At 71.2% G+C, this 23,279-nt stretch carries 26 protein-coding genes; 6 read left to right on the forward strand and 20 right to left on the reverse strand.

What is annotated here, in order from left to right; translation table 11 throughout:
- The first annotated feature begins 22 nt into the window (after window positions 1-22).
- Entirely contained in the window at window positions 23-1,087 is a 1,065-nt protein-coding gene (locus tag ACFVS8_RS03360; protein ID WP_387057547.1) for an AI-2E family transporter, read from the forward strand.
- Window positions 1,088-1,159: 72 nt separating this feature from the next.
- On the opposite strand, the gene ACFVS8_RS03365 is transcribed toward ACFVS8_RS03360, so the two are convergent.
- From ACFVS8_RS03365 to rpsB, 9 genes are all read right to left on the reverse strand, one after another.
- A complete protein-coding gene (locus tag ACFVS8_RS03365; RefSeq protein ID WP_387057549.1) occupies window positions 1,160-1,912 on the reverse strand; it encodes an alpha/beta hydrolase in 753 nt (250 codons plus the stop codon).
- Entirely contained in the window at window positions 1,909-2,217 is a 309-nt protein-coding gene (locus ACFVS8_RS03370) for a hypothetical protein (protein WP_387057551.1), read from the reverse strand. Before ACFVS8_RS03370 ends, ACFVS8_RS03365 begins: the two co-directional genes overlap by 4 nt.
- An 80-nt stretch (window positions 2,218-2,297) precedes the next feature.
- Window positions 2,298-2,954, reverse strand: coding sequence for a lytic transglycosylase domain-containing protein (locus tag ACFVS8_RS03375; protein ID WP_387057552.1), 657 nt, complete (start codon window positions 2,952-2,954; stop codon window positions 2,298-2,300).
- Between the two features lie 62 nt (window positions 2,955-3,016).
- Window positions 3,017-3,571 (reverse strand): DivIVA domain-containing protein, encoded by a 555-nt coding sequence (locus tag ACFVS8_RS03380; RefSeq protein ID WP_387057554.1) that lies wholly within the window; start codon window positions 3,569-3,571, stop codon window positions 3,017-3,019.
- A gap of 20 nt (window positions 3,572-3,591) precedes the next feature.
- The gene (locus ACFVS8_RS03385; protein ID WP_387057556.1) at window positions 3,592-4,575 is read right to left on the reverse strand and encodes a phosphatidate cytidylyltransferase; all 984 of its coding nucleotides are present in this window, start codon (window positions 4,573-4,575) and stop codon (window positions 3,592-3,594) included.
- Window positions 4,576-4,585: 10 nt separating this feature from the next.
- Window positions 4,586-5,140 carry a ribosome recycling factor gene (frr, locus tag ACFVS8_RS03390; RefSeq protein ID WP_387057558.1) on the reverse strand — a complete coding sequence of 185 codons (555 nt, stop codon included), beginning with the start codon at window positions 5,138-5,140 and terminating at the stop codon, window positions 4,586-4,588.
- 31 nt (window positions 5,141-5,171) lie between these two features.
- On the reverse strand, window positions 5,172-5,903 hold the full coding sequence (gene pyrH, locus ACFVS8_RS03395; protein ID WP_387057560.1) for a UMP kinase: 732 nt from the start codon (window positions 5,901-5,903) through the stop codon (window positions 5,172-5,174).
- A gap of 167 nt (window positions 5,904-6,070) precedes the next feature.
- Window positions 6,071-6,898, reverse strand: a complete 828-nt coding sequence (gene tsf, locus ACFVS8_RS03400; RefSeq protein ID WP_387057562.1) for a translation elongation factor Ts — start codon at window positions 6,896-6,898, stop codon at window positions 6,071-6,073.
- A 39-nt stretch (window positions 6,899-6,937) separates the two neighbouring features.
- Window positions 6,938-7,831 (reverse strand): 30S ribosomal protein S2, encoded by an 894-nt coding sequence (gene rpsB, locus ACFVS8_RS03405; protein ID WP_387057564.1) that lies wholly within the window; start codon window positions 7,829-7,831, stop codon window positions 6,938-6,940.
- A 271-nt stretch (window positions 7,832-8,102) separates the two neighbouring features.
- Between rpsB and ACFVS8_RS03410 the strand changes: the two genes are divergently transcribed.
- Window positions 8,103-8,657, forward strand: coding sequence for a M23 family metallopeptidase (locus ACFVS8_RS03410; protein WP_387057566.1), 555 nt, complete (start codon window positions 8,103-8,105; stop codon window positions 8,655-8,657).
- A 52-nt stretch (window positions 8,658-8,709) separates the two neighbouring features.
- Here ACFVS8_RS03410 and ACFVS8_RS03415 read toward each other — a convergent pair whose 3' ends face one another.
- The 10 genes from ACFVS8_RS03415 to ACFVS8_RS03460 all read right to left on the reverse strand — a co-directional run bounded on the left by ACFVS8_RS03415 (window position 8,710) and on the right by ACFVS8_RS03460 (window position 17,139).
- Window positions 8,710-9,690 (reverse strand): tyrosine recombinase XerC, encoded by a 981-nt coding sequence (locus tag ACFVS8_RS03415; protein ID WP_387057568.1) that lies wholly within the window; start codon window positions 9,688-9,690, stop codon window positions 8,710-8,712.
- 72 nt (window positions 9,691-9,762) lie between these two features.
- Window positions 9,763-10,668: a phosphodiesterase gene (locus ACFVS8_RS03420; protein ID WP_387057570.1), complete on the reverse strand. Its 906-nt coding sequence runs from the start codon at window positions 10,666-10,668 to the stop codon at window positions 9,763-9,765.
- Between the two features lie 90 nt (window positions 10,669-10,758).
- Window positions 10,759-12,075 carry a DNA-processing protein DprA gene (gene dprA, locus ACFVS8_RS03425; RefSeq protein ID WP_387057572.1) on the reverse strand — a complete coding sequence of 439 codons (1,317 nt, stop codon included), beginning with the start codon at window positions 12,073-12,075 and terminating at the stop codon, window positions 10,759-10,761.
- Complete coding sequence (locus ACFVS8_RS03430) at window positions 12,072-13,610, reverse strand: YifB family Mg chelatase-like AAA ATPase (protein WP_387057574.1); 1,539 nt, start codon at window positions 13,608-13,610, stop codon at window positions 12,072-12,074. Before ACFVS8_RS03430 ends, dprA begins: the two co-directional genes overlap by 4 nt.
- Window positions 13,610-13,975 (reverse strand): YraN family protein, encoded by a 366-nt coding sequence (locus tag ACFVS8_RS03435; protein ID WP_387058167.1) that lies wholly within the window; start codon window positions 13,973-13,975, stop codon window positions 13,610-13,612. Before ACFVS8_RS03435 ends, ACFVS8_RS03430 begins: the two co-directional genes overlap by 1 nt.
- Window positions 13,976-14,109: 134 nt before the next feature.
- Complete coding sequence (locus ACFVS8_RS03440; RefSeq protein ID WP_022887853.1) at window positions 14,110-14,433, reverse strand: DUF2469 family protein; 324 nt, start codon at window positions 14,431-14,433, stop codon at window positions 14,110-14,112.
- A 6-nt stretch (window positions 14,434-14,439) separates the two neighbouring features.
- Entirely contained in the window at window positions 14,440-15,141 is a 702-nt protein-coding gene (locus ACFVS8_RS03445; protein ID WP_387057576.1) for a ribonuclease HII, read from the reverse strand.
- Between the two features lies 1 nt (window position 15,142).
- Window positions 15,143-15,934, reverse strand: coding sequence for a signal peptidase I (gene lepB / locus ACFVS8_RS03450; protein WP_387057578.1), 792 nt, complete (start codon window positions 15,932-15,934; stop codon window positions 15,143-15,145).
- A 90-nt stretch (window positions 15,935-16,024) separates the two neighbouring features.
- Complete coding sequence (gene rplS, locus ACFVS8_RS03455) at window positions 16,025-16,372, reverse strand: 50S ribosomal protein L19 (protein ID WP_387057579.1); 348 nt, start codon at window positions 16,370-16,372, stop codon at window positions 16,025-16,027.
- 257 nt (window positions 16,373-16,629) lie between these two features.
- Window positions 16,630-17,139, reverse strand: coding sequence for a hypothetical protein (locus ACFVS8_RS03460; RefSeq protein WP_387057581.1), 510 nt, complete (start codon window positions 17,137-17,139; stop codon window positions 16,630-16,632).
- Between the two features lie 86 nt (window positions 17,140-17,225).
- Between ACFVS8_RS03460 and map the strand changes: the two genes are divergently transcribed.
- The gene (gene map / locus ACFVS8_RS03465; protein WP_387057583.1) at window positions 17,226-17,993 is read left to right on the forward strand and encodes a type I methionyl aminopeptidase; all 768 of its coding nucleotides are present in this window, start codon (window positions 17,226-17,228) and stop codon (window positions 17,991-17,993) included.
- Window positions 17,994-18,090: 97 nt separating this feature from the next.
- Here the strand turns inward: map and nirD are convergent, their stop codons facing one another.
- Complete coding sequence (gene nirD / locus ACFVS8_RS03470) at window positions 18,091-18,444, reverse strand: nitrite reductase small subunit NirD (RefSeq protein ID WP_387057585.1); 354 nt, start codon at window positions 18,442-18,444, stop codon at window positions 18,091-18,093.
- A gap of 215 nt (window positions 18,445-18,659) precedes the next feature.
- On the opposite strand from nirD, the gene nirB reads away from it, so the two are divergent.
- From nirB to ACFVS8_RS03485, 3 genes are read left to right on the forward strand one after another with little or no spacing between them, the layout of a single operon-like run.
- On the forward strand, window positions 18,660-21,269 hold the full coding sequence (nirB, locus tag ACFVS8_RS03475; RefSeq protein WP_387057587.1) for a nitrite reductase large subunit NirB: 2,610 nt from the start codon (window positions 18,660-18,662) through the stop codon (window positions 21,267-21,269).
- Window positions 21,266-22,093: a uroporphyrinogen-III C-methyltransferase gene (cobA, locus tag ACFVS8_RS03480; RefSeq protein ID WP_387057589.1), complete on the forward strand. Its 828-nt coding sequence runs from the start codon at window positions 21,266-21,268 to the stop codon at window positions 22,091-22,093. The genes nirB and cobA overlap by 4 nt, the downstream gene beginning before the upstream one ends.
- On the forward strand, window positions 22,090-23,220 hold the full coding sequence (locus ACFVS8_RS03485; RefSeq protein WP_387057591.1) for a uroporphyrinogen-III synthase: 1,131 nt from the start codon (window positions 22,090-22,092) through the stop codon (window positions 23,218-23,220). The genes cobA and ACFVS8_RS03485 overlap by 4 nt, the downstream gene beginning before the upstream one ends.
- Window positions 23,221-23,279 lie beyond the last annotated feature (59 nt).

The raw sequence follows: 23,279 nt of genomic DNA on the forward strand, positions 1-23,279 counted from the left end.
GTCGCGCAGCCGGCGAGGTTCGATGAAGATCCAGAACGCGTTCCGCATCGGCCTCGTCGGCACGCTCGGCGTCGGCGTCGGCATCCTGATCCTCTCGGCGGTCGCGAGCCTCTCGACCGTGCTGACGTACGTCGGCGCCGCGCTCTTCCTCGCCCTCGGCCTCGAGCCCGCCATCGGCTGGCTCGAGCGCCGGGGGCTTCCGCGTTGGGCGTCCATCCTCATCGTCATGACGGGCGTGGGCCTCCTGGTCGCCGCGCTCGTGCTGGCGGTCGTGCCGATCGTGGCCGATCAGGTCGGCCAGCTCGTCGAGGAGATCCCGGCGATCGCCGAACGCGTGCAGACGTTCGACTGGGTCGAAGAACTCTCCAAGCAGTTCCCGCAGGTGCCGATCGATGACATCACCGTGCAGGTCACCGACGCCATCACCGATTTCTTCACCAACCCCGAGAAGCTGAGCGAACTCGCCGGCGGCGTGCTCCAGGTGGCCATCGCCCTCGGCGCGGGCATCTTCGCCGTCGTGATCGTCTTCATCCTCACGCTCTACTTCTCGGCGTCGTTGAGCGCGATGAAGCGCACGGCCTACCAGCTCGTGCCCGCGTCGCGCCGTGCGCGCTTCGCCGACCTCACCGAGCAGATCACGCAGTCGGTCGGCCGCTACGTGCTCGGACAGGCCGGCCTCGCCGCCTGCAACGGCGTGCTGAGCTTCATCTTCCTGTCGATCATCCAGGCGCCGTTCCCGGCCGTGCTCGCGTTCCTGGCCTTCGTCTTCTCGCTCGTGCCCCTCGTCGGCACGCTCTCGGCCTCGGTCGTCATCGTGCTCGTGTGCCTCATCCCGGGCCTCGGTTCGCCGCTGACCGCGCTCGTCGCCGCGATCTATTACCTGGTCTACATGCAGGTCGAGGCATATGTGCTGAGCCCCCGCATCATGAACCGTGCCGTGCGGGTGCCGGGCGCCCTCGTCGTCATCGCGGCTCTCGCCGGCGGCACCCTGCTCGGCCTGCTCGGCGCACTCGTGGCGATCCCGGTCGCGGCCTCGTTCCTGCTCATCATCAAGCAGGTCGTGATCCCCCGCCAGAACGAACTCTGACCGTTCGCGCGCGGCCGGTTCCGGTCACGGCCGACGGACGCCGACCGCCACGCGACCGACGGCGTCTGCGGCTCAGGCCCCGGCCTGCGGCGTCGGCGGCCAGGTCGTCGGCAGCGGCAGGGCCGCCGGGTTCACCGCGGCCACGATCTCGTCGAGCACGCGCCGGGTCTGCGTCTCCCCCACCCAGAGGTGGCGACCGCCCGCGACGTCGACGCGGGCGATGTGCGGGGTGACGGCGAAGCGCTCCGCCGCGGCATCCGGTCGCAGGTAGTCGTCGAACTCGGGGATGAGCGCGACGACCGGCACGCTGACGTCGTTCCAACGGCGGAGCTCCTCGACCGAGGTGCGATGCAACGGCGGGGAGAGCAGCACCGCACCGGCGATGTCGTGCTCCAGCCCGTACTTGAGCGCGAGCTCGGTGCCGAACGACCAGCCCACGAGCCAGGGATTCGGGAGCCCGCGCTGCGCGACGAACGCCATGGCCGCAGCGACGTCTTCACGCTCGGCGACGCCCTCACCGAACGAGCCGTCGCTCGTGCCCCGAGGAGAGGTCGTTCCGCGCGTGTTGAATCGCAGCACCGCGAGGTCGGCCAGCGCGGGCAGTCGCGCGGCCGCCTTGCGGATGATGTGCGAGTCCATGAACCCGCCGGCGGTCGGCAGCGGATGCAGCGTGACGAGCGTCGCGACCGGCGCCACGTCGACCGGGGTCGCCAGTTCGCCGACCAGCGTCAGTCCGTCGGCCGTGTGAAGGCGGACCTCCTCGCGGGTCGCGGGCAGCTCGACCGAGGCGCGGATCTCGAACGGGGTCGGCTCGGGGGTGCTCATCTGGTTCCGATCTTCCAACAGTGCTGGTGCCAGTGCCGCCGGCTCGCGAGGTCGGCCGCGTCGCCCAGCACGCCGTCGGCGCGCCAGACGACGAGGTGCGCGACGCCGGGCGCCACCTCGAGCCCGCACGCCGGGCAGACGTAGCGCTTCACGGCCTGCGCCTCCGAGACGGGCTGCACGTTCCACTCGCGGCCGTCACGCGTCTCGGTGCGCCGCCATCCGGCGCTCAACCGGTCGACATCGAGTTCGGGGTGCGGTTCGCGGGCCTTGGCGGCGCGACCATGGGAACGGTTCGAGCGCGGCATGCCTCAAGTCTGGCACGGATGCGGCATGCGACCGCGCGCGGTCAGGCGACACGAGATCGCTCGGGAGCGAGGTTCGGCGATCAGTACCAGCCGATGGACTCGGAATGCGCCCACGCACCGCACGGCGTGCCGTAGCGGCCCTGGACGTAGCCGAGACCCCATTCGACCTGCGTCGCGGCGTTGGTTTCCCAGTCGGCACCGGCGGACGCCATCTTCGACCCGGGCAGTGCCTGCGGGATGCCGTACGCGCCGCTCGAGGCGTTGTACGCGTTGACCCGCCAGCCGGACTCCTTGTTCCAGAGCGCCACGAGGCAGTCGAACTCCGTCGTGGCCCAGCCTCGCGCGGCGACCGCCGTCGCGGCATACGCTTGGGCCGATCCAGGGTCGGGCGTGACCGCGGGCGGCGCCCATCCGCTCGACTCGCTCGTCGAAGCCGGCTCGACGTAGGCGGGCTTCGCCTCGGCGACGTACCCCTCTCGCGATGCGTCGATCGTGTAGTCGCCGTCGACCTCGAGCGCCTGGATCTGGGCGCCGCCGAAACGATCGCCGCTCACGCGATCGGGGGTCGCCGTGGCCACCCCGTTCGGGTCGACGAGGTTGATGCCGACGAAGCTCAGCGCCGCGCAGAAGGCGAACACGACGGTCACGCCCTGCTTGAGCGCACTGCGAGTGCCCGAGGTCGTTCGAAGAGGTGCGGCAGGCGTCACGCCCTGCTCGAATCCGGTATGCCTGCCCACGATGGGTCGAGTGTATCGGAGGTCCCGGCGGTCGAGCGAACGCCGACCACGCTCGCGCCCGCTCAGCGGACGGCCTGCATCACGTCGACGACCGCATCGAGCACGAGGTCGACCTGCGACTCGCGATACCCGCCGCGCTGCGTGGTGAACACGACGCTCCGCACGTCGTCGATCGAGATCGGCCATCCGTCGCGGAAGTACCGCGTCAGCTTGTCGGCGAACTTGTCGACGTCGCGCACGCGATAGCCGAGGGCGAGCGGGCTCACCCGATCGAAGCGGTGCCCTTCGTCGCGGGCGAGTCGGTTGGCGACCACCTGCGCCGTCGTGCGCGCTTCTGCGAGCCACACCTCGTCGCCGTGCAGTCGTGCGGCGACCTGGCGCTCCTCGACCGCGAAGGCGTCTTCGAGGCGTTCCATCGCCGCGTCGACCGCCGAAGTGACGTAGCCGCCCTTCTGCATCGAGAAGGCGGTGAGGCGGATCCGCTCGGAGTTCAGCGGCGGATCGGACGCTTGCGGGCTGCCGTCGTACGCCCGGCGCGCGACCTGCAGGAACTCGTCGACCTGTTCGGTGTCGTAGCCGCGCTGGGGCTTTCGGGTGCGGGGGAAGGTGGAGTCCACCGACCCATTATCACCGAGCTTCACCCGAAGATGCGGAACGCCACGAACGCGACCGCTGCCGAGGGCAGGATCGAGTCGAGCCGGTCGAGGAACCCGCCGTGCCCCGGCAGCCACGAACTCATGTCCTTGATGCCGAGATCGCGCTTGACGAGCGACTCGGCGAGGTCGCCGAGCGTCGCGGTCAGGAAGATCGCGACGCCGAAGATCAGACCGAACCACCACGTGTTGCCGAGCATGAGGAGCGACAGCAGCACACCGGCGATCACGCTCGCCAGGGCGCCGCCGGCGAAGCCCTCCCAGGTCTTCTTCGGACTGATGACGGGGGCCATCGGATGCTTGCCGAAGGCGAGACCGGACGCGTATGCGCCCGTATCGGCCGAGATCGCGACGATCACGAAGGCGAGGGTCCACCACTCGCCGCCGTCGGCCGCGGTCAGGACGACCGCAAACGTGGCCAGGAAGGTCACGTATCCCTGCACGAACGCACTCGCGCCGAGGTCTCGGAGCAGCGCGCGGCCGGAGGTGCGACGCGACGCGGAGAACTGCTCGAGCACCCGCCACAGCACCACCAGCAGGATGCCTCCGAGCACCGCGAGCAGCTGGCCGCCGGCACCGCCGAAGTAGGCGAACGGCACCACGGCCACGGCCGCGACGACCGTGGGGATGCGGGGAACGTCGAAGTCGCCCTTGCGGAGGGCCTGCGCCAGCTCGTAGCTCGCGAACGCGACGATCACCACCGCGAAGACCAGGAAGAGCTCCTTGATCACGAGGAGGCTGAGCAGCAGGGCACCGCCGAAGACGAGTCCGATCACGATCGCGAGGATCAGGTTGCGGCCCGTTCGGGCGTTGATCTTTTCCTGCGCCTGATCGAACTGCGCCTTCGAGGCCTCGAACTGACGCTCGATGTCGACGCGCCTCGCGTGCACCTGCGAGCGGAACTCGTCGCGTGCGTTGCGTTCATGCCCACCGGCATCCGCATCGTCGTGTTCAGGGACGCCCGACATGGTGTTCGCCTCAGACCTCGAGGAGTTCGGCTTCCTTGCGCTTGAGCGCGTCGTCGATCGCGTCGATGTTCGACTTCGTGACCTGCTCGAGCTCCTTCTCGCCGCGCGCGACCTCGTCGTCGCCGACCTCGCCCTTCAGCGCGTCGAGGTCGTCCTTCGCCTTGCGACGGATGTTGCGGACGGAGACACGTGCGTCTTCGGCCTTCGACTTCACGATCTTCACGAACTCGCGACGTCGCTCCTCGGTCAGCTCGGGGAGCGTCACCCGAACGAGGTTGCCGTCGTTCGTGGGGTTCGCACCGAGATTCGGGGTGTCGCGGATCGCCTGCTCGATGTCGCGGATGGCGCTCTTGTCGTAGGGCGTCACCACGAGCGTGCGCGCCTCGGGGTTCGCGAGCGAGGCGAGCTGCGCGAGCGGCGTCGGGGTGCCGTAGTAGCTCACCATGATCTTCTGGAAGAGCTGGGGGTTGGCACGGCCGGTGCGAACGGAGGCGAAGTCGTCTTTCGCGACCTCGACCGCCTTCTGCATGCGTGCGTTGGCATCGGACAGTACATCCGCGATCACGGGGGCTCCTTCGTTCGGTGCTCGGGACAGTCTATCGAGTCGCCGACGACTCGCTGTTGCTGACGACGGTGCCGAGATCGGCGCCGAGGATCGCCGCGGTGACGTTGCCGCCGGGCTCCATGCCGAACACCTGCATCGGCATGCCGTTGTCCATGCACAGGCTGAACGCCGTCGAGTCGACCACCTTCAGGCCGCGCTGCAGCGCCTCCTGGTAGGTGATGCGGTCGATCTTGTGCGCTTCGGGGTTGGTGCGCGGGTCGTCGGAGTAGACGCCGTCGACGCCGTTCTTGGCGACGAGCACCACATCGGCATCGATCTCGAGCGCGCGCTGCGCGGCGACCGTGTCGGTGGAGAAGTAGGGCAGCCCCGCGCCGGCGCCGAAGATGACTACCCGGCCCTTCTCGAGGTGACGTTCGGCGCGCCGCGGGATGTACGGCTCGGCGACCTGCATCATCGAGATCGCCGACTGCACGCGGGTCTCCGCGCCGGCCTGCTCGAGGAAGTCCTGCAGCGCGAGCGAGTTCATGACCGTGCCGAGCATGCCCATGTAGTCGGCGCGCCCGCGGTCCATGCCGCGCTGCGAGAGCTCGGCGCCGCGGAAGAAGTTGCCGCCGCCGACGACGATCGCGATCTCGACCGTGCGGGCCGCATCGGCGATCTCGCGTGCGAGCGCGCTCACCACGTCGGGGTTCACGCCGAGTGATCCCCCGCCGAATGCCTCGCCCGAGAGCTTCAGCATGACCCTGCGTCTACGTTCCGTCATCGCCCGACCGTTCCTTCCCCTTGGGAGTAAAGCTAGTGGTTCCCGCGTTCCGGCGCAGTGCCCGAACACGGTCTGTCCGCGACCGTTCGGCCGACGGAGGTCCGGAGTGGTCCGGACACAGCAAAGGAGCCCGGATCGCGAGGCGATCCGGACTCCTTCACATCGACTTAGGCGCCGACCTTGAAGCGAGCGAAGTCGCTCACCGTGATCCCGGCGTCCTGGAGGACCTTGGTCACGCTGAGCTTGTTGTCCTTCGCGTAGTCCTGCTCGAGCAGGGCGACCTGCTTGAAGTAGGCGCTCACGCGACCCTCGACGATCTTCGGCAGGGCGGCCTCGGGCTTGCCCTCCTCGCGAGTGATCTGCTCGACGAGCGCGCGCTCCTTCTCGACCGCCTCGGCCGGGACGTCCTCACGGGTGAGGTACTCGGGCGCTGCGAACGAGATGTGCTGGGCGATCGAACGGGCGGTCTCGGCGTCTGCACCGGTGTAGCCGAGGACCACGCCGACCTGCGGGGGCAGGTCCTTCGAGGTCTTGTGCAGGTAGATCGAGAACTGCTCGCCCTTCACGAGGCGGACGCGACGGAGCTCGATCTTCTCGCCCAGGATCGCTGCCTCGCCGTCGATGACGTCGGCGACGGTCTTGCCCTCGGCCGGTGCGGCCAGGCCGGACTCGACCGAGTCGGCGCGCGAGGCCGCCACGGCCGCGAGGACGCGGTCGGCGAGGCCCACGAACTTGTCGCCCTTGGCGACGAAGTCCGTCTCGCAGGCGAGCTCGATCAGGGTGGCGGTGCCGTCACCGTTGTCGACTGCGGCGACGAGGCCCTCGCTGGTGGAGCGGTCGGCACGCTTCGCGTTGCCCTTCGCACCCTTGAGGCGGAGGATCTCAGTGGCCTTCTCGAGGTCGCCGTCGGCTTCCTCGAGCGCCTTCTTCGTGTCGACCATGCCCGTGCCGAGCTGCTCGCGCAGGGCCTTGATGTCGGCGATGCTGATTGCCATTTCCGGCATTCTCCTTTGAGTTGAAGTGGAGCGGCTGAATTACTCGGCAGCGGCCTCGGGCGCAGCCTCGGCCTCGGCGACGACCTCGGCAGCCTCGACCTTGGCCTCGGCCTCGGTCTCGGCGACCTTCTCGGTCTCGGCCGACGCCTGCTCGGGAGTGGTCTCCGAGCCGGCCTGGAGGAGCTCCTGCTCCCACTCGGCGAGCGGCTCGACGGCCGAGACGTTGCCGGCCTCCTCGGGCTTCTGGTGGCGCTCGATGAGACCCTCGGCCGCGGCATCCGCGATGATGCGGGTGAGCAGCGCGACGGAACGGATCGCGTCGTCGTTGCCCGGGATCGGGTACTGCACCTCGTCGGGGTCGCAGTTGGTGTCGAGGATGCCGATGACGGGGATGCCGAGCTTCTTGGCCTCGTCGATCGCGAGGTGCTCCTTCTTGGTGTCGACCACCCAGAGCGCCGAAGGCGTCTTCGACAGGTTGCGGATGCCGCCGAGCGACTTGTGCAGCTTGTCGAGCTCGCGCTTCTTGATGAGGAGCTCCTTCTTGGTGAAGCCGCTCGTGGTGCCCTCGAAGTCGAGCTCCTCGAGCTCCTTCATGCGCGCGAGGCGCTTGGAGACCGTGGTGAAGTTGGTGAGGAGGCCGCCGAGCCAACGCTGGTTGACGTAGGGCTGGCCGACGCGCGTCGCCTGCTCGGCGATGGACTCCTGGGCCTGCTTCTTCGTGCCGACGAAGAGGATGGTGCCGCCGTGGGCGACCGTCTCGCGGACGAAGTCGTACGCCTTGTCGATGAAGGCGAGCGACTGCTGCAGGTCGATGATGTAGATGCCGGAACGCTCGGTGAAGATGAACCGCTTCATCTTCGGGTTCCAACGGCGGGTCTGGTGCCCGAAGTGCACGCCGCTGTCGAGCAGCTGGCGGATGGTGACGACGGCCATGAGCCGTACTCCTTTGTTCTCAGTTGACTCCCCGACCGGCGGTCGGAGCCCTGGTGCCCGGCACGGCTCCGCCGCCTCGTGCTCGTGAGAACCCGAGTCGGACCGAATGGAGTCGTCTGCCGAAATGGCACGCGTAGTCACCCCGACGCGCGGGGTGCTCTCGGAAGTCTACCACCGGCGCTGTTCCTCCCCAACACGACGCCGGGCGACGCCCTCCGCGCAGTGCCCGGCATCGGACCCGACCGGGATCGCGCCGGACGACGATTCGTGAATGGAGTCTTCGCATCCCCTCCCGGCCCGCCCGCTCATCCGGCGCGCGACGGCGACGGCCGCCCTCGTGGCAGCGCTCGTCGGTGTCGCCGCGCAGGCCGGCGGCTCAGCGAGTGCGTCGCCGCCGCGCCTCGGCGCGCTGGCGATCCATGACGACTGGAGTTGGCCGACGAGGCCCCCGATCGTCGTCGACGATCCGTTCCGGGCACCCCCGACGCCGTACGCAGCCGGTCACCGCGGGGTCGACCTCCGTGCCGCAGCCGGCGAGCCTGTCGTCGCCGTGGCTGCGGGGGTGGTGTCGTTCTCCGGCATGGTGGCCGGACGGCCCGTCGTCTCGATCGACCACGGCGACGGACTCGTGAGTTCGCTCGAGCCCGTCACGGCGAGCCCCGTCGAGGGCGAAGAGGTGCTCGAGGGCCAGCCGCTCGGTGTGGTCGCGACCGGCGGCCACTGCGACGCCCGATGCGTGCACCTCGGCGTCCGACTGCACGGGGAGTACGTCTCCCCGATGCTCTACCTCGGCGGTGTGCCGTGGGCCGTGCTGCTGCCTGGCTGATCGCGGCATCCACGGCCATCGCGAGGAGCGTCGGATGCAGCGCGGCGGTCCCTCACGCCCGCGGGTGCGCGGTGCGATAGCTCTGCTTGAGTCGCTCGGCCGACACGTGCGTGTAGATCTGCGTGGTGCCGAGGCTCGCGTGCCCGAGGAACTCCTGCACGGCGCGGAGGTCCGCGCCGCCGTCGAGCAGGTGGGTCGCGGCGGTGTGCCGGAGCGCGTGCGGGCCGCTCGGCCCGGTGCCCGGGATCTCGGCCAGCATCTCCGCGACGAGCCGGTGGACGCTCCGCACCCCCATGCGGCCGCACCTGACGCCGAGAAAGACCGCACTGCCGCCTGACGTCGGTCCCGACGGCGCCGGCACCGACTTCGTCGCCGAGTTCGACGCCGAGTTCGACGCAGACGCGCTCGCGGCCTCGAGTATCGACGGCCGCGCGTGTTCGAGATAGCGGTCGATCGCGCGAGCCGCCGGCGCTCCATAGGGCACGACGCGCTCCTTCGAACCCTTGCCCATGACCCGCACGGTGCGGCGTTCACGGTCGACGTCGCCGAGGTCGAGGCCGACGAGCTCCGACACGCGCAATGCCGAGGCGTACAGCAGTTCCGCGATGGCGACGTCGCGCTCGGCGATCGGATCGGCCCCGGCCGCACGCTCCTCGAGCCGTCGGATCGCACCCTCGAGCGCGGTCTGCGACACGACGCGCGGGAGCATCCGCGCCGGTCGAGGAGCCCTCAGTCGCGCACCCGCGTCGTGCTCGGCGAGGCCGCGTCGCGCGAGCCACGCGGTGAATCCCCGAGCGGATGCCGCGTGCCTGGCGATGCTGGCTCGGGCGAGGCCGCGTTCGGTCGCGGACCAGAGCCAGTCGCGGAGCAGGCCCAGGTCGAGGTCGTGCGCGTCGACCGCGCCACGCGACTCGGCGTAGGTGATGAGGTCGGCCAGGTCCGCGGCGTAGGCGGCGACGGTGTGCTCCGAGTACGCGCGCTCGGTGCGCACGTACGCCGAGTACTCGTCGAGGGCGGTGTCGAGGCTCGTCACGTGGCCAGCCTGCCCTTCGGCGACCGTCGCGCGGGGCCCGACGCGCCCGTTCGCGCAATCACGTCACCCGCCTCAGACCTCCCGCTTGCGGGAGAAGCGCTCGACGCGCTCCTCGGGGCTCAGCGATTCGATCTCGTCGAGGAACTCGGGCCCGAAGCCTGCGACCTGGGCATGCGCGCCGACCGGCACCACGGAGGTCACGACCTGTCCGTCGACGAGATGCACGAGGTTGAAGGACCGCCCGCCGTCGACGCCAACGAGTGCCCGGGCGGGCGCCGAGACGTCCATCGTGTACGCGGTGGCTCCGGCGACGGCGACCGGGATTCCCGCGAACGAGCCGTTGGTGACGTAGTGCAGGTGACCGCCGAGGATGAGGCGCACATCCCGGTCTCTGACGATATCGGCCAGTTCGTGCTGCCGCCGGAGCTCCAGCACGTCCATCAGCGCGATGGGCGTCGGGATGGGCGCGTGGTGCAGCGCGATCACCGTGCCCCGCGGAGCCTCGTCGGCGAGCTGAGCGTCGAGCCACTCCAGCGTCTCGCGCTCCAGAGCCCCGTGGTGGTACCCCGGCGCGCTCGAGTCGAGCGCGATGAGGCGCAGGCCGCGCACCTCGGTGACGTGGTTCACCGGTGCGTCGCCGGCCGGTGCCTGGTCGAGCAGCCCCGCGCGGAACGGGTCGCGTTCGTCGTGGTTGCCCATGACCCAGACGAGTCGTGCACCCGCTGCGGCGGCGACCGGCTCGAGCACCGCACGGGCACGACGGTACGCGTCGGGTTCGCCCAGATCGGCGACGTCCCCGGTCACGACGATCGCGTCGACGGCAGGGCCGAGGCGCGCGACCTGCCCGGCCGCCTGCTCGAGCGCGAGCACGGTGTCGGCCGCTCCTCCGAGCGGAGCCCCTCCGTGGAGGAGGTGGGTGTCGCTGAGGTGGGCGATGAGATGCGTCGCCTCCGGGTACGTGCCGAGCTGTACTGCCATGCTGACCTCCGCCGAAAGCCTACGGCGTGCCCACGACGCGGCACGGGCGACGCACGGAGCGAGCGATCGGCCGCGCCGTGGGCCGGCGGCTCAGGCCGGTCGTCGCCTGCGCACCCAACCGCCCGCACGCTGCGCCACCACGCCGTCGAGATCGAGCACGCCGAGCACCGACCTGACCTCGCGCACTCCGAGGCCGCTGCGACGGGCCAGCTCGTCGAGGTCGCGCGCCGAGCGTGTGCTGAGCGCGTCGAGCAGGCGGACCGCCTCGGGCGAGGGCTCCACCTCGGTCTTCACCGAACCGAGCGGGTCGGCCGATGCAGGGGCTTCGACGCCCGACCGGCCGGTCGCTCCCCCGGCGGCCGCGTGCCCCGGCCCGCCCATGAGCTCGACCACCTGATCGGCGTTCACGATGCAGGTCGCGTCGAACTCGCGCAGCAGTCGATGGCACCCGGCCGAGGCCGGGCTGGTGACGGGGCCGGGCAGCGCACCGAGCGGGCGGCCGAGGGCTGCGGCGTGGGCGGCTGTGTTGAGCGAGCCCGACCGAGCACCTGCCTCGAGCACGACCGTGGCCGAGCTAGCAGCGGCGATCAGCCGGTTGCGCTGCAGGAACCGCCATTTCGTCGGCGAGGCGCCGCACGGCAGCTCGGACACCACCGCTCCGGTCTCCGCGATGCGCTGCAGGAGCCCGTCGTGTCCGGCCGGATAGAACCGGTCGACGCCCCCGGCGAGGAAGGCGACGGTCGTGCCCTCGCTGGCGAGGGCGGCACGGTGGGCGGTGCCGTCAATGCCGTAGGCGCCGCCCGACACGATCGTGATTCCGCGATCGACGAGGCCCGCGGAGAGCTCCTTGGTCACGTGCTCGCCGTACCCGGTGGCCGCTCGAGCACCGACCAGGGCGACGGCCGGTGCTCCCGCCCGAAGGTGCTGCGCCTCTCCCCGCACCCAGAGTCCGAGCGGGGCGTGCGCTCCGAGGTCGTCGACGCCGACGGGCCACGCCGCGTCGCCGGGCACGAGGTACACGGCGCCGACCCGTTCGGCCTGTTCGAGGCCGCGCAGGAACGAGAGGTGGTCGATGCGCGGAGTCCATCGCGCGAGCGCGGCCTCGAGCTCCTTCTCGCCGAGGGTCTCCCCCGCAGCGTCGGCCTCCTCCGCGATGCGTTCGACGGATGCCGCGTCAAGCAGCAGGTCGAGCGTGCGCGTCGCGCCGACCGAGCCGACCAGCCGGCCGAGCACCCCGTCACCGGGTTCGGCGAGGGTTCCGAGCGCGGATCGTGCGAACGCCTCCACCTCGTGCGACGCGTGCCGGCCGTCAGCCGAGAGCGGTGCGGACGGGGTGTGGGACGCCGACGGCCTGAGCCGGGCGAATTCGCGCTGCAACTGCAGCGCCGCCCGTCGGACGACGCTCATCGCGCGATGCCCTGGCGGTAGAACAGCGCCTGGCCGATGTGCGAGGCGTCGGGCCTCGTCGCCCCCTCGAGGTCGGCGAGGGTCCACGCGGCCTTCAGCACGCGGTCGTATCCGCGCATCGTGATGCCGCCGCGTTCGAGCGACCGATCGAGGGCTGCGGTCGCCCGCCCGCCCGGGTGGAGGCCGCCGGCGCCGCGGAGCCACGGTCCGGACATCTGGGCGTTCGTCCGCCAGGGCGTTCCGCGAAGACGCTCAGCGGCCGCAGCTCTCGCGCGGGCGACCTTCGCCTTCGCGTCGGCGCTGCTGAGGCTCGGCCGATCGCGCACCGCGCGGAGGTCGGCCGTCGTCGGCCTCGGCACCCTCAGCTGCAAGTCGATGCGGTCGAGGAGCGGTCCGGAGATGCGCGCGAGGTATCGCCGGCGCAGGTTCGGCGGGCACGTGCATTCGGCCGTGCCGTCGAGCCCGCAGGGGCACGGGTTCGCGGCGATGACCAGCTGGAATCGCGCCGGGAACGTCGCGACCGCGTTCGCCCGGTGAATGCTGACGGTGCCCGACTCCAGCGGCTGGCGGAGCACGTCGAGCACGGCGGCCGGGAACTCTGGCGCCTCGTCGAGGAAGAGTACGCCGTGGCTCGCCCGTGCTGCAGCACCGGGTCGGATCAGCCGGCTGCCGCCGCCGATCATCGCGGCCGCGGTCGCCGTGTGGTGCGGTGCCTCGAACGGCGGCCGGAACGACAGGCCCGCCTCGACGGGGTGTCCCGAGAGCGAACGGAGGCACGAGACCTCGAGGGCGGCGTCGGCGTCGAGGTCGGGCAGGATGCCGGGCAGGCGCGACGCCAGCATCGTCTTGCCCGCGCCGGGCGGGCCGATGAGCGAGAGGTGGTGACCGCCGGCGGCGGCGGTGAGCAGGGCGTCGACGGCGTCGGAGTTGCCGGCGACGTCGGCGAGGTCTCCGGCGGCCTCTGCCGTAGCCGTCTGCTCGGGCCGCACGAGCGGCACCGGAGCCGCTTCGCGGGCCTCGAACCGGCCGCCGTGATGGATGGCGGCGTCGAGCAGCGACGCGACCCCGACGATGTCGAGGTCGGGCACGAGACGTGCCTCGGCGGCGTTCGCCTGCGGGACCATGACCGTGCGGTGACCGGCCCGCGCCGCGGCGAGCACGGCCGGGAGGATGCCGTCGATCGGTCGGAGCCGGCCGTCGAGGCCGAGCTCGCCGAGGTGCACCACCCGCGCGACGGACCCGACCGAGACCTCGCCGGCCGCGGCGAGGCACGCCACCGCGATGGCGAGGTCGAAGCCCGACCCGTGCTTCGGGAGCGCCGCCGGAGAGAGGTTCACGGTGAGCTTGCGCTGGGGCAGCGGGCACCCGGCGTTCACGGCCGCCGCGCGCACGCGTTCGCGGGCCTCGCCGAGGGCGGCATCGGGCAGGCCGATGATCGAGAAGCCCGGGAGCTGGGCCGACAGGTCTGCTTCGACCTCCACGATCGATCCGGTGAGTCCGAGCAGGGCGACGGCATGGGTTCTGGCGACGACCATCAGCCGATGCCCTCGAGGTGCTCGATGAGGGCGGGCGCGTCGGACGGGGCGAGCACCGCGATCGCGTCGATGCGGATGCGGGGGCCCGCGGCATCCGTCGACTCGCACCACGCCGTCGCCAGCCGTCGCAGGCGGGCGAGCTTCACCGGGGTGATCGCGGCGAACGGGTGCCCGTAGTCGTGCGACGTGCGCGTCTTCACCTCGACGAACACGGTCGCGTCGCCGTCGCGCGCGACGAGGTCGATCTCGCCGTGCGCGCACCGCCAGTTGCGGTCGATCACGCGCAGTCCGCGCGCCTCCAGGTGCTCGGCGGCGAGTCGTTCGCCGCGCCGACCGAGTTCTGCATTGTGGGCCATCAGCACCACCTCCGCGTACAGCGTGGCGGCGATGCCGGCGGCATCCGTCGGGATCACGGGGCGCGAGCGAAGCCCACGAAATCGCGCTCCGTGTGGAGGACGACTGAACGGGCTGGCCCACGGCTCACGGGAGCCGCGGACGACTACTCGTCGAGCGCGAGCTCCTTCGGCAGCTCGAACTCGCGCGTGGCGAGCTCCTCGACATTGACGTCCTTGAACGTGAGCACCCGCACCGACTTGACGAAGCGGTCGGCACGGTAGACGTCCCACACCCAGACGTCCTTCATCGTGAGCTCGAAGTAGAAGTCGTGCTCGGTGTCGCGGCGCACCAGCTCGACCTCGTTCGCCAGGTAGAAGCGGCGCTCGGTCTCGACGACGAACTTGAACTGCGAAACGATGTCGCGGTACTCGCGGTACAGGGCCAGCTCGACCTCGCGGTCGTAGTCTTCGAACTCGTCTTCATCCATCGGCATTCATCCTACGCCGAGGTCGAACAGCGCGGGCGCCTCGACGGGGCGCTCGTGCAGCCAGGTCCGCCGGTGCAGGGCGCTCGGCCCGTGCTCGGCGATCGCGTCGAAGTGGGCCCGGCTCGAATAGCCCTTGTTCTCGTTCCACGCGTACAGCGGCAGGTCGTCGTGCGCGGCGTGCATGAGGCGGTCGCGGTGCACCTTCGCGAGCACGGATGCCGCAGCAACCGACGCGCAGTCCCGGTCGGCCTTGATGCGGGTGCCCACGCGAGCCCGGTGGTCGATCGCGCGGCTCAGCCAGTCGTGGTTGCCGTCGAGGATCAGCGGCGCGCCGTCGAGCTCGACGGCCGTGCCGGCGGCGGTCTCCGCCGCGTGCAGGGCCGCGAAGGCACGCGAGCCCGCGAGCCCGAGGCACGCCATGATGCCGAACTCGTCGATCTCGGCGGCGGAGGCCTCGCCGACGGCCCAGCCCCGCACCCAGGCGGCGGCGCGCGGGGCCATGAGCTCGCGCTTCGGCTCGGTCAGCAGCTTCGAGTCGCGCAGGCCGGTGGGCATGCGGCGCACGGACTGATCGATCACGACCAGCCCGACGGCGACTGGTCCGGCGAGCGCGCCGCGACCCACCTCGTCGCACGCGAGCACGACCGGTGAACCTGCGTCGAAATGCTCCCGCTCGACCTTCAGGTTGGGGATGGCGGCCGGAGCCACGTCACTCGCCGCCCGGCACGACATCGCCGGTCTCGGCCGAATCGCCGTTCTCGGCGGCGTCCTCGACTCCGGCGAAGGTCTCGGGGTAGTTGCCGAGCCAGGCCCAGTGCGACACCGGCCAGCTCACGACGAACGCGCGGCCGACAACGTTCTCGATGGGCACGAAGCCCTTGAGCGGGGTGTCGGCGTTGTAGCGCGAGTCCTTCGAGTTGTAGCGGTTGTCGCCCATGACCCAGAGCGAACCCTCGGGCACGACCTCGTCGAAGTCGTCGCGCGAGACCTTGGTGTCGCCCGCGGGGAGCACGACGTACGGTTCGTCGAGCGGCACGCCGTTGACGCTCATCTGCCCGAGGGCGTTGCAGCAGGTCACGTGGTCGCCGGGCAGCCCGATGACGCGCTTGACGAGGTGGTCGTTCGAGTCGGGGGCCGAGAGGCCGACGAACGCGAGGAACCAGTCGACGGCGGCCGCGAGCGGCGGCACGTCGGGCTCGACGCGGGCCGGCAGCCATCCGCCCGGGTCCTTGAAGACGACCACGTCGCCCCGCTCGATCGGCGTGACGCCCGGCACGAGCTGGTTCACGATGATGCGGTCGTCCTTGACCAGCGTCATCTCCATCGACTCGGAGGGGATGAAGAACGATCGGATCAGGAAGGTCTTGATGAGGAACGAGACGAGCACGGCCACCACGAAGATGACCAGGAGATCTCGGAGGAAGAGGAGCGCCCCTCGCTTGCGACGGTTCGCCGAAGCCCCCTCGTGTTCGATGCGAGTGGTGCCGATGTCTTCTGTCATTTAACCGCCTGAGCTCCTCACCCCAAGTGTAGGGGTGAGGAGCTCAGGTCGAAGGCCGCGGTCGTGCGACGCGCGGACGACGATGCCGGATCAGGCGTCGCGCTTCTCCTTGATCTTCGCCTTCTTGCCGCGCAGCTTGCGCAGGTAGTAGAGCTTCGCGCGACGGACGTCACCGCGGGTGACGACCTCGATGTGGTCGATGACCGGGGAGTGCACCGGGAACTTGCGCTCGACGCCGACCTGGAAGCTGACCTTGCGGACCGTGAAGGTCTCGCGGACGCCCTCGCCCGAGCGGCCGATGACGACGCCCTGGAAGACCTGGATGCGCGAGCGCGTGCCTTCGATGATGTTCACGTGCACCTTGACGGTGTCACCCGCGCGGAACGCGGGGATGTCGGAACGCAGGCTCGCTGCGTCGACGTGGTCGAGGATATGCATGTTGAGTTCGCTCTCTGCGCCCGCCACCGGTCGAACGCGGATCAATGAATGGAAGATTGCGGTGCCGCCCGCGCGATCGCTCGCGCTGTGCATGCTCCCCGGAGGCAGAGTCCCGCGGCGGCACAATCCTCTATTGTGCCACGTCAGGCCCCTCGGCGCCAAAGCGTCCATCGGGCCGCTCCGACGGGATGCCGCGGACCAGCCTGCCCGGCCATGTCACACGCCGGTGCGCACGGCACCGGCACCCGCGGGGCGCGTCAGTCGGCCTGCCGGCGCTCCTCGACGACGATGACCTCGCCGATGTCGAAGGGCTGCTGCTGCACCGACGGACCACCGGCGGCGCCCGGCGCCGCTCCGGCCCGCGCGACGCGCTCGTACTCCGCCATCTGCTCCTGCATGCGCTTGGCGCCGTCTCGCACGAGCTGCACGATCGCGTACCAGAACGCGACGAGGGCGAGCGCGATCGAGAGCACGGCGAAGGAGGCCATCGGCGGGCCGGAGAACCCGAAGCCGATGATCGCGGCGTGCCACCCGCCGAGGATGCCGACGTCGACCCACGACACGGCGCGCGTCTCGCGGACGGTCGGGCGCATCGACGTGAGCAGGGCGATGACGGCGAGCGAGAGGAACGTCACCGGTACGGTGATGATCAGGCCCAGCGTGCCCCATCCGCCGCCGCCGAACACGGCCCAGCCGACCACGAGCCAGACCGGCAGCACGATCGTGGCGGCCTGGATCCATCGGAGGAAGATGCGCCGGAAGAGCATGACCACAGGATAACGCGGGGCTCCCGAGCGCACCCCGGGTGTTCACTCAGGGCGGAGCCGCCAGAATGGACGAGGAGAGGAACACCGTGATCGAACTGAGGACCCCCGCCGAGATCGACGAGATGCGCGCCGCAGGGCGCTTCGTCGCGAGCGTGATCGAGGCGACGTCGAAGGCCGCCGCCGTCGGCGTCAACCTGCTCGAGCTCGACGCCCTCGCGCACGAGATGATCCGCAAGGCGGGCGCCGAGAGCTGCTACATCGACTACCACCCGTCGTTCGGCGCGAGCCCGTTCGGCAAGGTCATCTGCACGTCGGTGAACGACGCCGTGCTGCACGGACTCCCCCACGACTACACGCTGCGCGACGGCGACCTGCTGAGCCTCGACTTCGCGGCGTCGGTCGACGGCTGGGTGTCGGACTCGGCGATCTCGATCGTCGTCGGCACGCCGCGAGAGGCCGACCTGCGCCTCATCGACACGACGCAGCGCGCGCTCGACGCGGGCATCTCCGCGGCCCGTCCCGGCAATCGCATCGGCGACATCTCGCGCGCGATCGCCGACGTCGCGAAGGCCGGCGGCTACGCGATCAACACGGACTTCGGCGGCCACGGCGTCGGCCGCACCATGCACGGCGACCCGCACATCCCGAACAACGGCCGCCCGGGCCGCGGCCTGCCGCTGAAGCCCGGCCTCGTGATCGCGATCGAGCCGTGGTTCCTCGAGACCACCGACCGCATCTTCACCGATCCCGACGGGTGGACCCTGCGCAGCGCCGACGGCTCGCGCGGCGCACACTCCGAGCACACGGTCGCCATCACCGACGGCGACCCGATCGTGCTCACGAAGCGGGGCTGATCACGTCGAACGCCGCGCCGCGGCATCCGATCCCCCGGATGCCGCGGCGCGGCGTTCGTCGTCTGCGGGCCCGTGCTCGCGGAGCGCCGTTCGGGCCTCAGGCCGCGCGGACCTCGACCTCGATCGCACCGTCGACCACGCGCGCCGCGAACGTGCGGAGCGAGAGCGCGCCGTTCGTGTAGCACTCCCCCGTGACGAGGTCGTAGACCTCCTTGTGCAGCGGGGAGGCGATCGTGGGGCGGTCGCCCCGCGATCCCGTGATGCCGCGGGCCATGACCGGGGCGCCCGTGTGCGGGTCGAGGTGGTCGACGGCGTAGACCTCGTCGCCGCCGAGGTGCACGAGGGCGACCTGGTCGCTGCCGAGCAGCGCCACCTCTCCCCAGCCAGGTTCGAGGTCGCGGACCTCGCAGACGCGAACCCAGGTCGCGGTCGCCTCGATCGTCGACGTCATGTCGGCTCCTCCCGTTCGATGCCTCCGAACGTACGGCGCGGGTGTTACCGCGCCCGCCCGCGGGTGTTTCCCCGAGGTGAAACCCGCCTCACACGACGTGCGATGCGTCGTGAGGCACAAGGGCAGGAGCGGTTACGCCGTTGTAACAGAGCCGAAACCGCCCGGTCGTACGTTTGCCGCATTCGTCAACGAGCCGCGACCCCGGAGGCAGCAGCATGACCGAGACCAGCCCTGTCGGCGCCGCACTGCGCGACGTCGTCATCGTCGGCGGCGGCCCGGCCGCGCACCGGCTCGCCGACAGCCTGCACATGCGCGACGAGGAGCGGACGCTCCGCGTCACGGTGGTCGGCGACGAGCCCCACCTGCCGTACGACCGCGTGGCGCTCAGCACCCGCCTCGCCGACGGCGGCGCGGACCTCACGCTCCAGCCGACCGCGATGTGGGACGAGTCCCGTGTGCGGCTCATCACCGGCGAGCGCGTGGAGTCGATCGATCCGGTCGACCGCACGGCGACCACCTCGGCCGGCACCGTGCTGCACTGGGACGAGCTCGTGCTCGCGACCGGCTCGAGCGCCCCGGTGCCCCCGATCCCCGGCGCAGAGCGGATCCGCGTGTACCGCACCATCGAAGACGTCGACGGCCTCGTCGCCGAGTCGGAGGCGCTGGCCGCACGGCACGGGCGCCCGACGCGCGTCGTCGTCGCCGGCGGCGGCCTGCTCGGCCTCGAGGCCGCCGGCGGCCTCGCCAAGCTCGGCGCGCACGTCGCGGTCGTGCACTCGGGCGGATGGCTCATGTCGGCCCAGCTCGACGAGGGCGCAGGCCGGGCGCTCGGGCGCATCATCTCGGGCCAGGGCATCGGCCTCCACCTCGGCACGCGGCCCGCGGCCGTGCGCGCCGAGGGCGACGAGGTCACGGCCGTGGAACTCACCAACGAGCGCGTCATCGAGGCCGACCTCGTGGTGTTCGCGATCGGCATCAGCCCCCGCGACGAACTCGCCCGGGCACTCGGGCTGGAGCTCGGCCCTCGCGGCGGCGTCGCGATCGACGGCGCGTGCGCGTCATCCGCCCCGCACATCTGGGCGATCGGCGAGGTCGCGAGCTTCGAGGGGCGCTGCACGGGCCTCGTCGCCCCGGCGAACGCCATGGCCGAGGTCGTGGCCGACCGCCTGCTGGGCGGCGCGGCCGAGTTCACGACCGTCGACGACGCGACCAAGCTGAAGCTCTCGGGCGTCGACGTCGCGAGCTTCGGCGACGCCCTCGCCCGCACCGAGCAGGCGCTCGAGATCGTCTACGCCGACCCGGCGCGCGGGCTCTACCAGAAGCTCGTCATGACCGACGACGCCAAGACCCTGCTCGGCGGCATCTTCGTCGGCGACGCGACGCCGTACGCGTCGCTCCGGCCGATGCTCGGCTCGCAGCTCTCGTCGGAGCCCGCCGCCTACCTCTCGGCCTCGGGCATGGAGGCGCCCGCCGACGACGAGCTGCCCGCCTCCGCCCTCGTCTGCGCGTGCAACAACGTGGCGGCGGGCACCATCCGCGACGCCGTGAACGGCACCGAGCACGCCGAGGGCTGCACCGACCTCGGCGAGCTGAAGGCGTGCACCAGGGCCGGCACGCAGTGCGGGTCGTGCGTGCCGCTCGTGAAGAAGCTGTTCGAGGCCGAGCTCACGAAGTCGGGCATCACGCCCTCGCGTGCGCTCTGCGAGCACTTCGAGCTCTCGCGGCAGGAGCTGTTCGAGTCGATCCGGGTGCTCGAGCTCACCTCGTTCGAGGAGATCATCGCCCGGCTCGGCACCGGCCGCGGATGCGACGTCTGCAAGCCGGTCGTCGGCTCGATCCTCGCGACCCAGCACGGCTCGTACATCCTCGACGGCGGCCGTGGCGGCCTGCAGGACACGAACGACCGGGCCATGGCGAACATGCAGAAGGACGGCACCTACTCCGTGGTGCCCCGCATCCCCGCCGGCGAGATCACGCCCGAGAAGCTCGCCGTCATCGCGCAGGTCGCGACCGACTACGGCCTCTACACGAAGATCACCGGCGGACAGCGCATCGACCTCTTCGGCGCGCGGCTCGACCAGCTGCCCGACATCTGGAAGCGCCTGGTCGACGCCGGGTTCGAGTCGGGTCAGGCCTACGGCAAGGCCCTCCGCAACGTGAAGAGCTGCGTCGGCTCGACGTGGTGCCGGTACGGCGTGCAGGACTCGGTCGCCATGGCCGTGCAGCTCGAGCTGCGCTACCGCGGCCTCCGCTCGCCGCACAAGCTCAAATTCGGCGTCTCGGGATGCGCGCGCGAGTGCGCCGAGGCCCGCGGCAAGGACGTCGGCGTCATCGCCACCGACCAGGGCTGGAACATGTACGTCGGCGGCAACGGCGGATTCCAGCCGGCGCACGCGCAGCTGCTCGCGAGCGACCTCGACGACGAGACCCTGCTCAAGTACATCGACCGCTACATCATGTACTACGTGCGGACGGCCGACCGGCTCCAGCGCACGGCCCGGTGGATCGAGGACATCGACGGAGGCCTCGACCACGTGCGCGACGTCGTCGTGCACGACTCCCTGGGACTCGCCGACGAACTCGAGCAGGCCATGGACCGCCACGTCGACACCTACGAGGACGAGTGGGCGGCGACGCTCGCCGACCCGGAGCGCCTGCGCCGGTTCCGCTCGTTCGTGAACGCCCCCCACGTGCCGGACCCGTCGATCGCGCAGGTGCCCGACGGTCGCGGACAGATGCGTCCGGCGACCGCCGCGGAGCGCGAGCGCGGCGAGGCCGTGCTCGTGGCTGGCACGACGATCCCCGTCCGCGGGGTGGACGCATGAGCGGCCGCAGCGGGCGCGACCCGATCGGCACCGACCGGGCACCGGGCGCGGTCGGCAGCGTCACCCTCGTCGGCGGCGGCCCAGGGCGCGAGGACCTGCTGACGCTCGCCGCGGTGCGAGCGCTCCGGTACGCCGACGTCGTGCTGTACGACCGGCTGGCCCCGCACGACCGGCTCGACGAGCTCGCGCCCGGCGCCGTGCTCGTCGACGTCGGCAAGCGTCCGGGGCACCACGCGATCCCGCAGGCCGACATCGAGGCGCTCCTCGTGGAGCACGCCCTCGCCGGTGCCAGGGTCGTGCGGCTCAAGGGCGGCGACCCGTACGTGCTCGGCCGGGGCGGCGAGGAGGTGCTCGCCTGCCACCGGGCGGGCGTGCCCGTCGAGGTGATCCCGGGCGTGACGAGCGCGATCTCGGTGCCGGGGGCCGCGGGCATCCCGCTCACGCATCGCGGCGTCAGCCACCTGTTCACCGTCGTCTCGGGGCACCAGCCGCTCTCGGCATCCGAGCTCGAGCACCTCGCCGGGCTCGGCGGTACGATCGTCGTGCTCATGGGCGTGAACACGCTGCCCTCGCTCACCGCCGGACTCGCCCGCGCGGGCATGAGCGAGCGGATGCCGGTGGCGATCGTCGAGCGCGGATTCTCGTCGGAGCAGCGCACGACCATCGGCGAACTCGCCGACATCGTCACCACCGCCGGGCGCGCGCACGTGGCCTCTCCGGCCGTCGTGGTCATCGGCGAGGTCGTCAGGCTCGCGCACGACGGCGATGCGAGTGCCGCGGAGCTCATGGATCGGGCGGCCGGATTCGCGGCGGTGGCCGGGTGAGCGACCTCCTCGAGTGCGCGCCGGGCTTCCGGGTCGACCAGTTGGCCGGCTTCCGCATCGGCGTCACGAGCGATCGGCGTTCGGCCGACCTCATCGACGCCCTCGCGCGTCGCGGGGCGACCGTGGTGCACGCACCCACCCTGCGCATGACGAACGCCCTCTCCGACGATCCGGTGATCGCCGACACGCGCGCGATCATCGCCGCGCGCCCGCAGGTGCTGCTCGCGACGACCGCGTACGGGGTCAGGCGGTGGTTCGAGGTCGCCGACGCCGCAGGGCTCGGCGAGGACCTGCTCGATGCGCTCGCCGACACCGCGATCCTCGTTCGCGGGCCGAAGGCCCGCGGCGGCATCCGTGCGGCCGGCCTGAACGACGTCGGCATGAGCGCCGAGGAGACGACCGAGTCGCTCATCGACCACGTGCTCGAGCACTACCCGGCCGGGCTCACGGTCGCCGTGCAGCTGCACGGGTTCCTCGAGCCGTCGCAGCTGCAGCGCCTGAGCGACGCGCACGACCGCGTGCTCACCGTGGCCCCGTACCGGTGGATCGAGGTCGACAAGACCGACGACCGCGTCGAGCGGCTCATCGAGGCGGCCTGCACGGGCGGGCTCGACGCGATCACGTTCACGAGCGCACCCGCCGTGCACGCGCTGTTCGGCGCAGCCGAGGAGCTCGGCCGCTACGACGACCTCGTCGAGGCCATGCGCGGACCGGTCGTCGCGGCCGCCGTCGGACCGGTGACCGCGCTCCCGCTCGTCTCGGCCGGCATCACGCCGGTGCAGCCCGACCGGTTCCGCATGGGCGCGCTGATCCGGCTGGTCTGCGAGCACCTCGAGACGAACCGCGTCATCCGGCTCGAGACGCGCCACGGGCCGCTCGCGCTCCGCGGCAGCGTCGTCGACGTCGCCGACCGACGCGTCTCGCTCGCGCCCGTCGCGCTCATGATCCTGCGGACCCTCGTGCTCGCACGGGGATCCGTGGTCGCTCGCGACCGCCTGGCCGCCGGGCTGCCCGGCACGAACGACGAGCACGCGCTCGAGGTCGCGCTGAGCCGCCTGCGGCAGACCATCGGGGTGCCCGGGCTCATCGCCACCGTCGTCAAGCGCGGGTACCGCATCGACGTGTGACCACCGCCTCACACCCGGTCCGATGCCGGGTGAGCAGGTGGAGACGCAGGGTTTACGAC

The organism is Agromyces sp. NPDC058110 (genome assembly GCF_042884735.1).
Classification (GTDB): domain Bacteria; phylum Actinomycetota; class Actinomycetes; order Actinomycetales; family Microbacteriaceae; genus Agromyces.

Bases quoted from the DNA above. Each gene is read 5' to 3' on its own strand.
- ACFVS8_RS03420 (WP_387057570.1), bottom strand. From the start codon at position 10,668: ATGGCAGTACAGCTCGGCACGTACCCGGAGGCGACGCATCTCATCGCC.
- ACFVS8_RS03410 (WP_387057566.1), top strand. From the start codon at position 8,103: ATGGAGTCTTCGCATCCCCTCCCGGCCCGCCCGCTCATCCGGCGCGCG.
- ACFVS8_RS03440 (WP_022887853.1), bottom strand. From the start codon at position 14,433: ATGGATGAAGACGAGTTCGAAGACTACGACCGCGAGGTCGAGCTGGCC.
- ACFVS8_RS03460 (WP_387057581.1), bottom strand. From the start codon at position 17,139: ATGCTCTTCCGGCGCATCTTCCTCCGATGGATCCAGGCCGCCACGATC.
- cobA (WP_387057589.1), top strand. From the start codon at position 21,266: ATGAGCGGCCGCAGCGGGCGCGACCCGATCGGCACCGACCGGGCACCG.
- ACFVS8_RS03360 (WP_387057547.1), top strand. From the start codon at position 23: ATGAAGATCCAGAACGCGTTCCGCATCGGCCTCGTCGGCACGCTCGGC.
- tsf (WP_387057562.1), bottom strand. From the start codon at position 6,898: ATGGCAATCAGCATCGCCGACATCAAGGCCCTGCGCGAGCAGCTCGGC.
- nirB (WP_387057587.1), top strand. From the start codon at position 18,660: ATGACCGAGACCAGCCCTGTCGGCGCCGCACTGCGCGACGTCGTCATC.
- dprA (WP_387057572.1), bottom strand. From the start codon at position 12,075: ATGAGCGTCGTCCGACGGGCGGCGCTGCAGTTGCAGCGCGAATTCGCC.
- ACFVS8_RS03385 (WP_387057556.1), bottom strand. From the start codon at position 4,575: ATGTCGGGCGTCCCTGAACACGACGATGCGGATGCCGGTGGGCATGAA.
- rpsB (WP_387057564.1), bottom strand. From the start codon at position 7,831: ATGGCCGTCGTCACCATCCGCCAGCTGCTCGACAGCGGCGTGCACTTC.
- lepB (WP_387057578.1), bottom strand. From the start codon at position 15,934: ATGACAGAAGACATCGGCACCACTCGCATCGAACACGAGGGGGCTTCG.
- nirD (WP_387057585.1), bottom strand. From the start codon at position 18,444: ATGACGTCGACGATCGAGGCGACCGCGACCTGGGTTCGCGTCTGCGAG.
- pyrH (WP_387057560.1), bottom strand. From the start codon at position 5,903: ATGACGGAACGTAGACGCAGGGTCATGCTGAAGCTCTCGGGCGAGGCA.
- ACFVS8_RS03430 (WP_387057574.1), bottom strand. From the start codon at position 13,610: ATGGTCGTCGCCAGAACCCATGCCGTCGCCCTGCTCGGACTCACCGGA.
- rplS (WP_387057579.1), bottom strand. From the start codon at position 16,372: ATGCATATCCTCGACCACGTCGACGCAGCGAGCCTGCGTTCCGACATC.
- ACFVS8_RS03370 (WP_387057551.1), bottom strand. From the start codon at position 2,217: ATGCCGCGCTCGAACCGTTCCCATGGTCGCGCCGCCAAGGCCCGCGAA.
- ACFVS8_RS03365 (WP_387057549.1), bottom strand. From the start codon at position 1,912: ATGAGCACCCCCGAGCCGACCCCGTTCGAGATCCGCGCCTCGGTCGAG.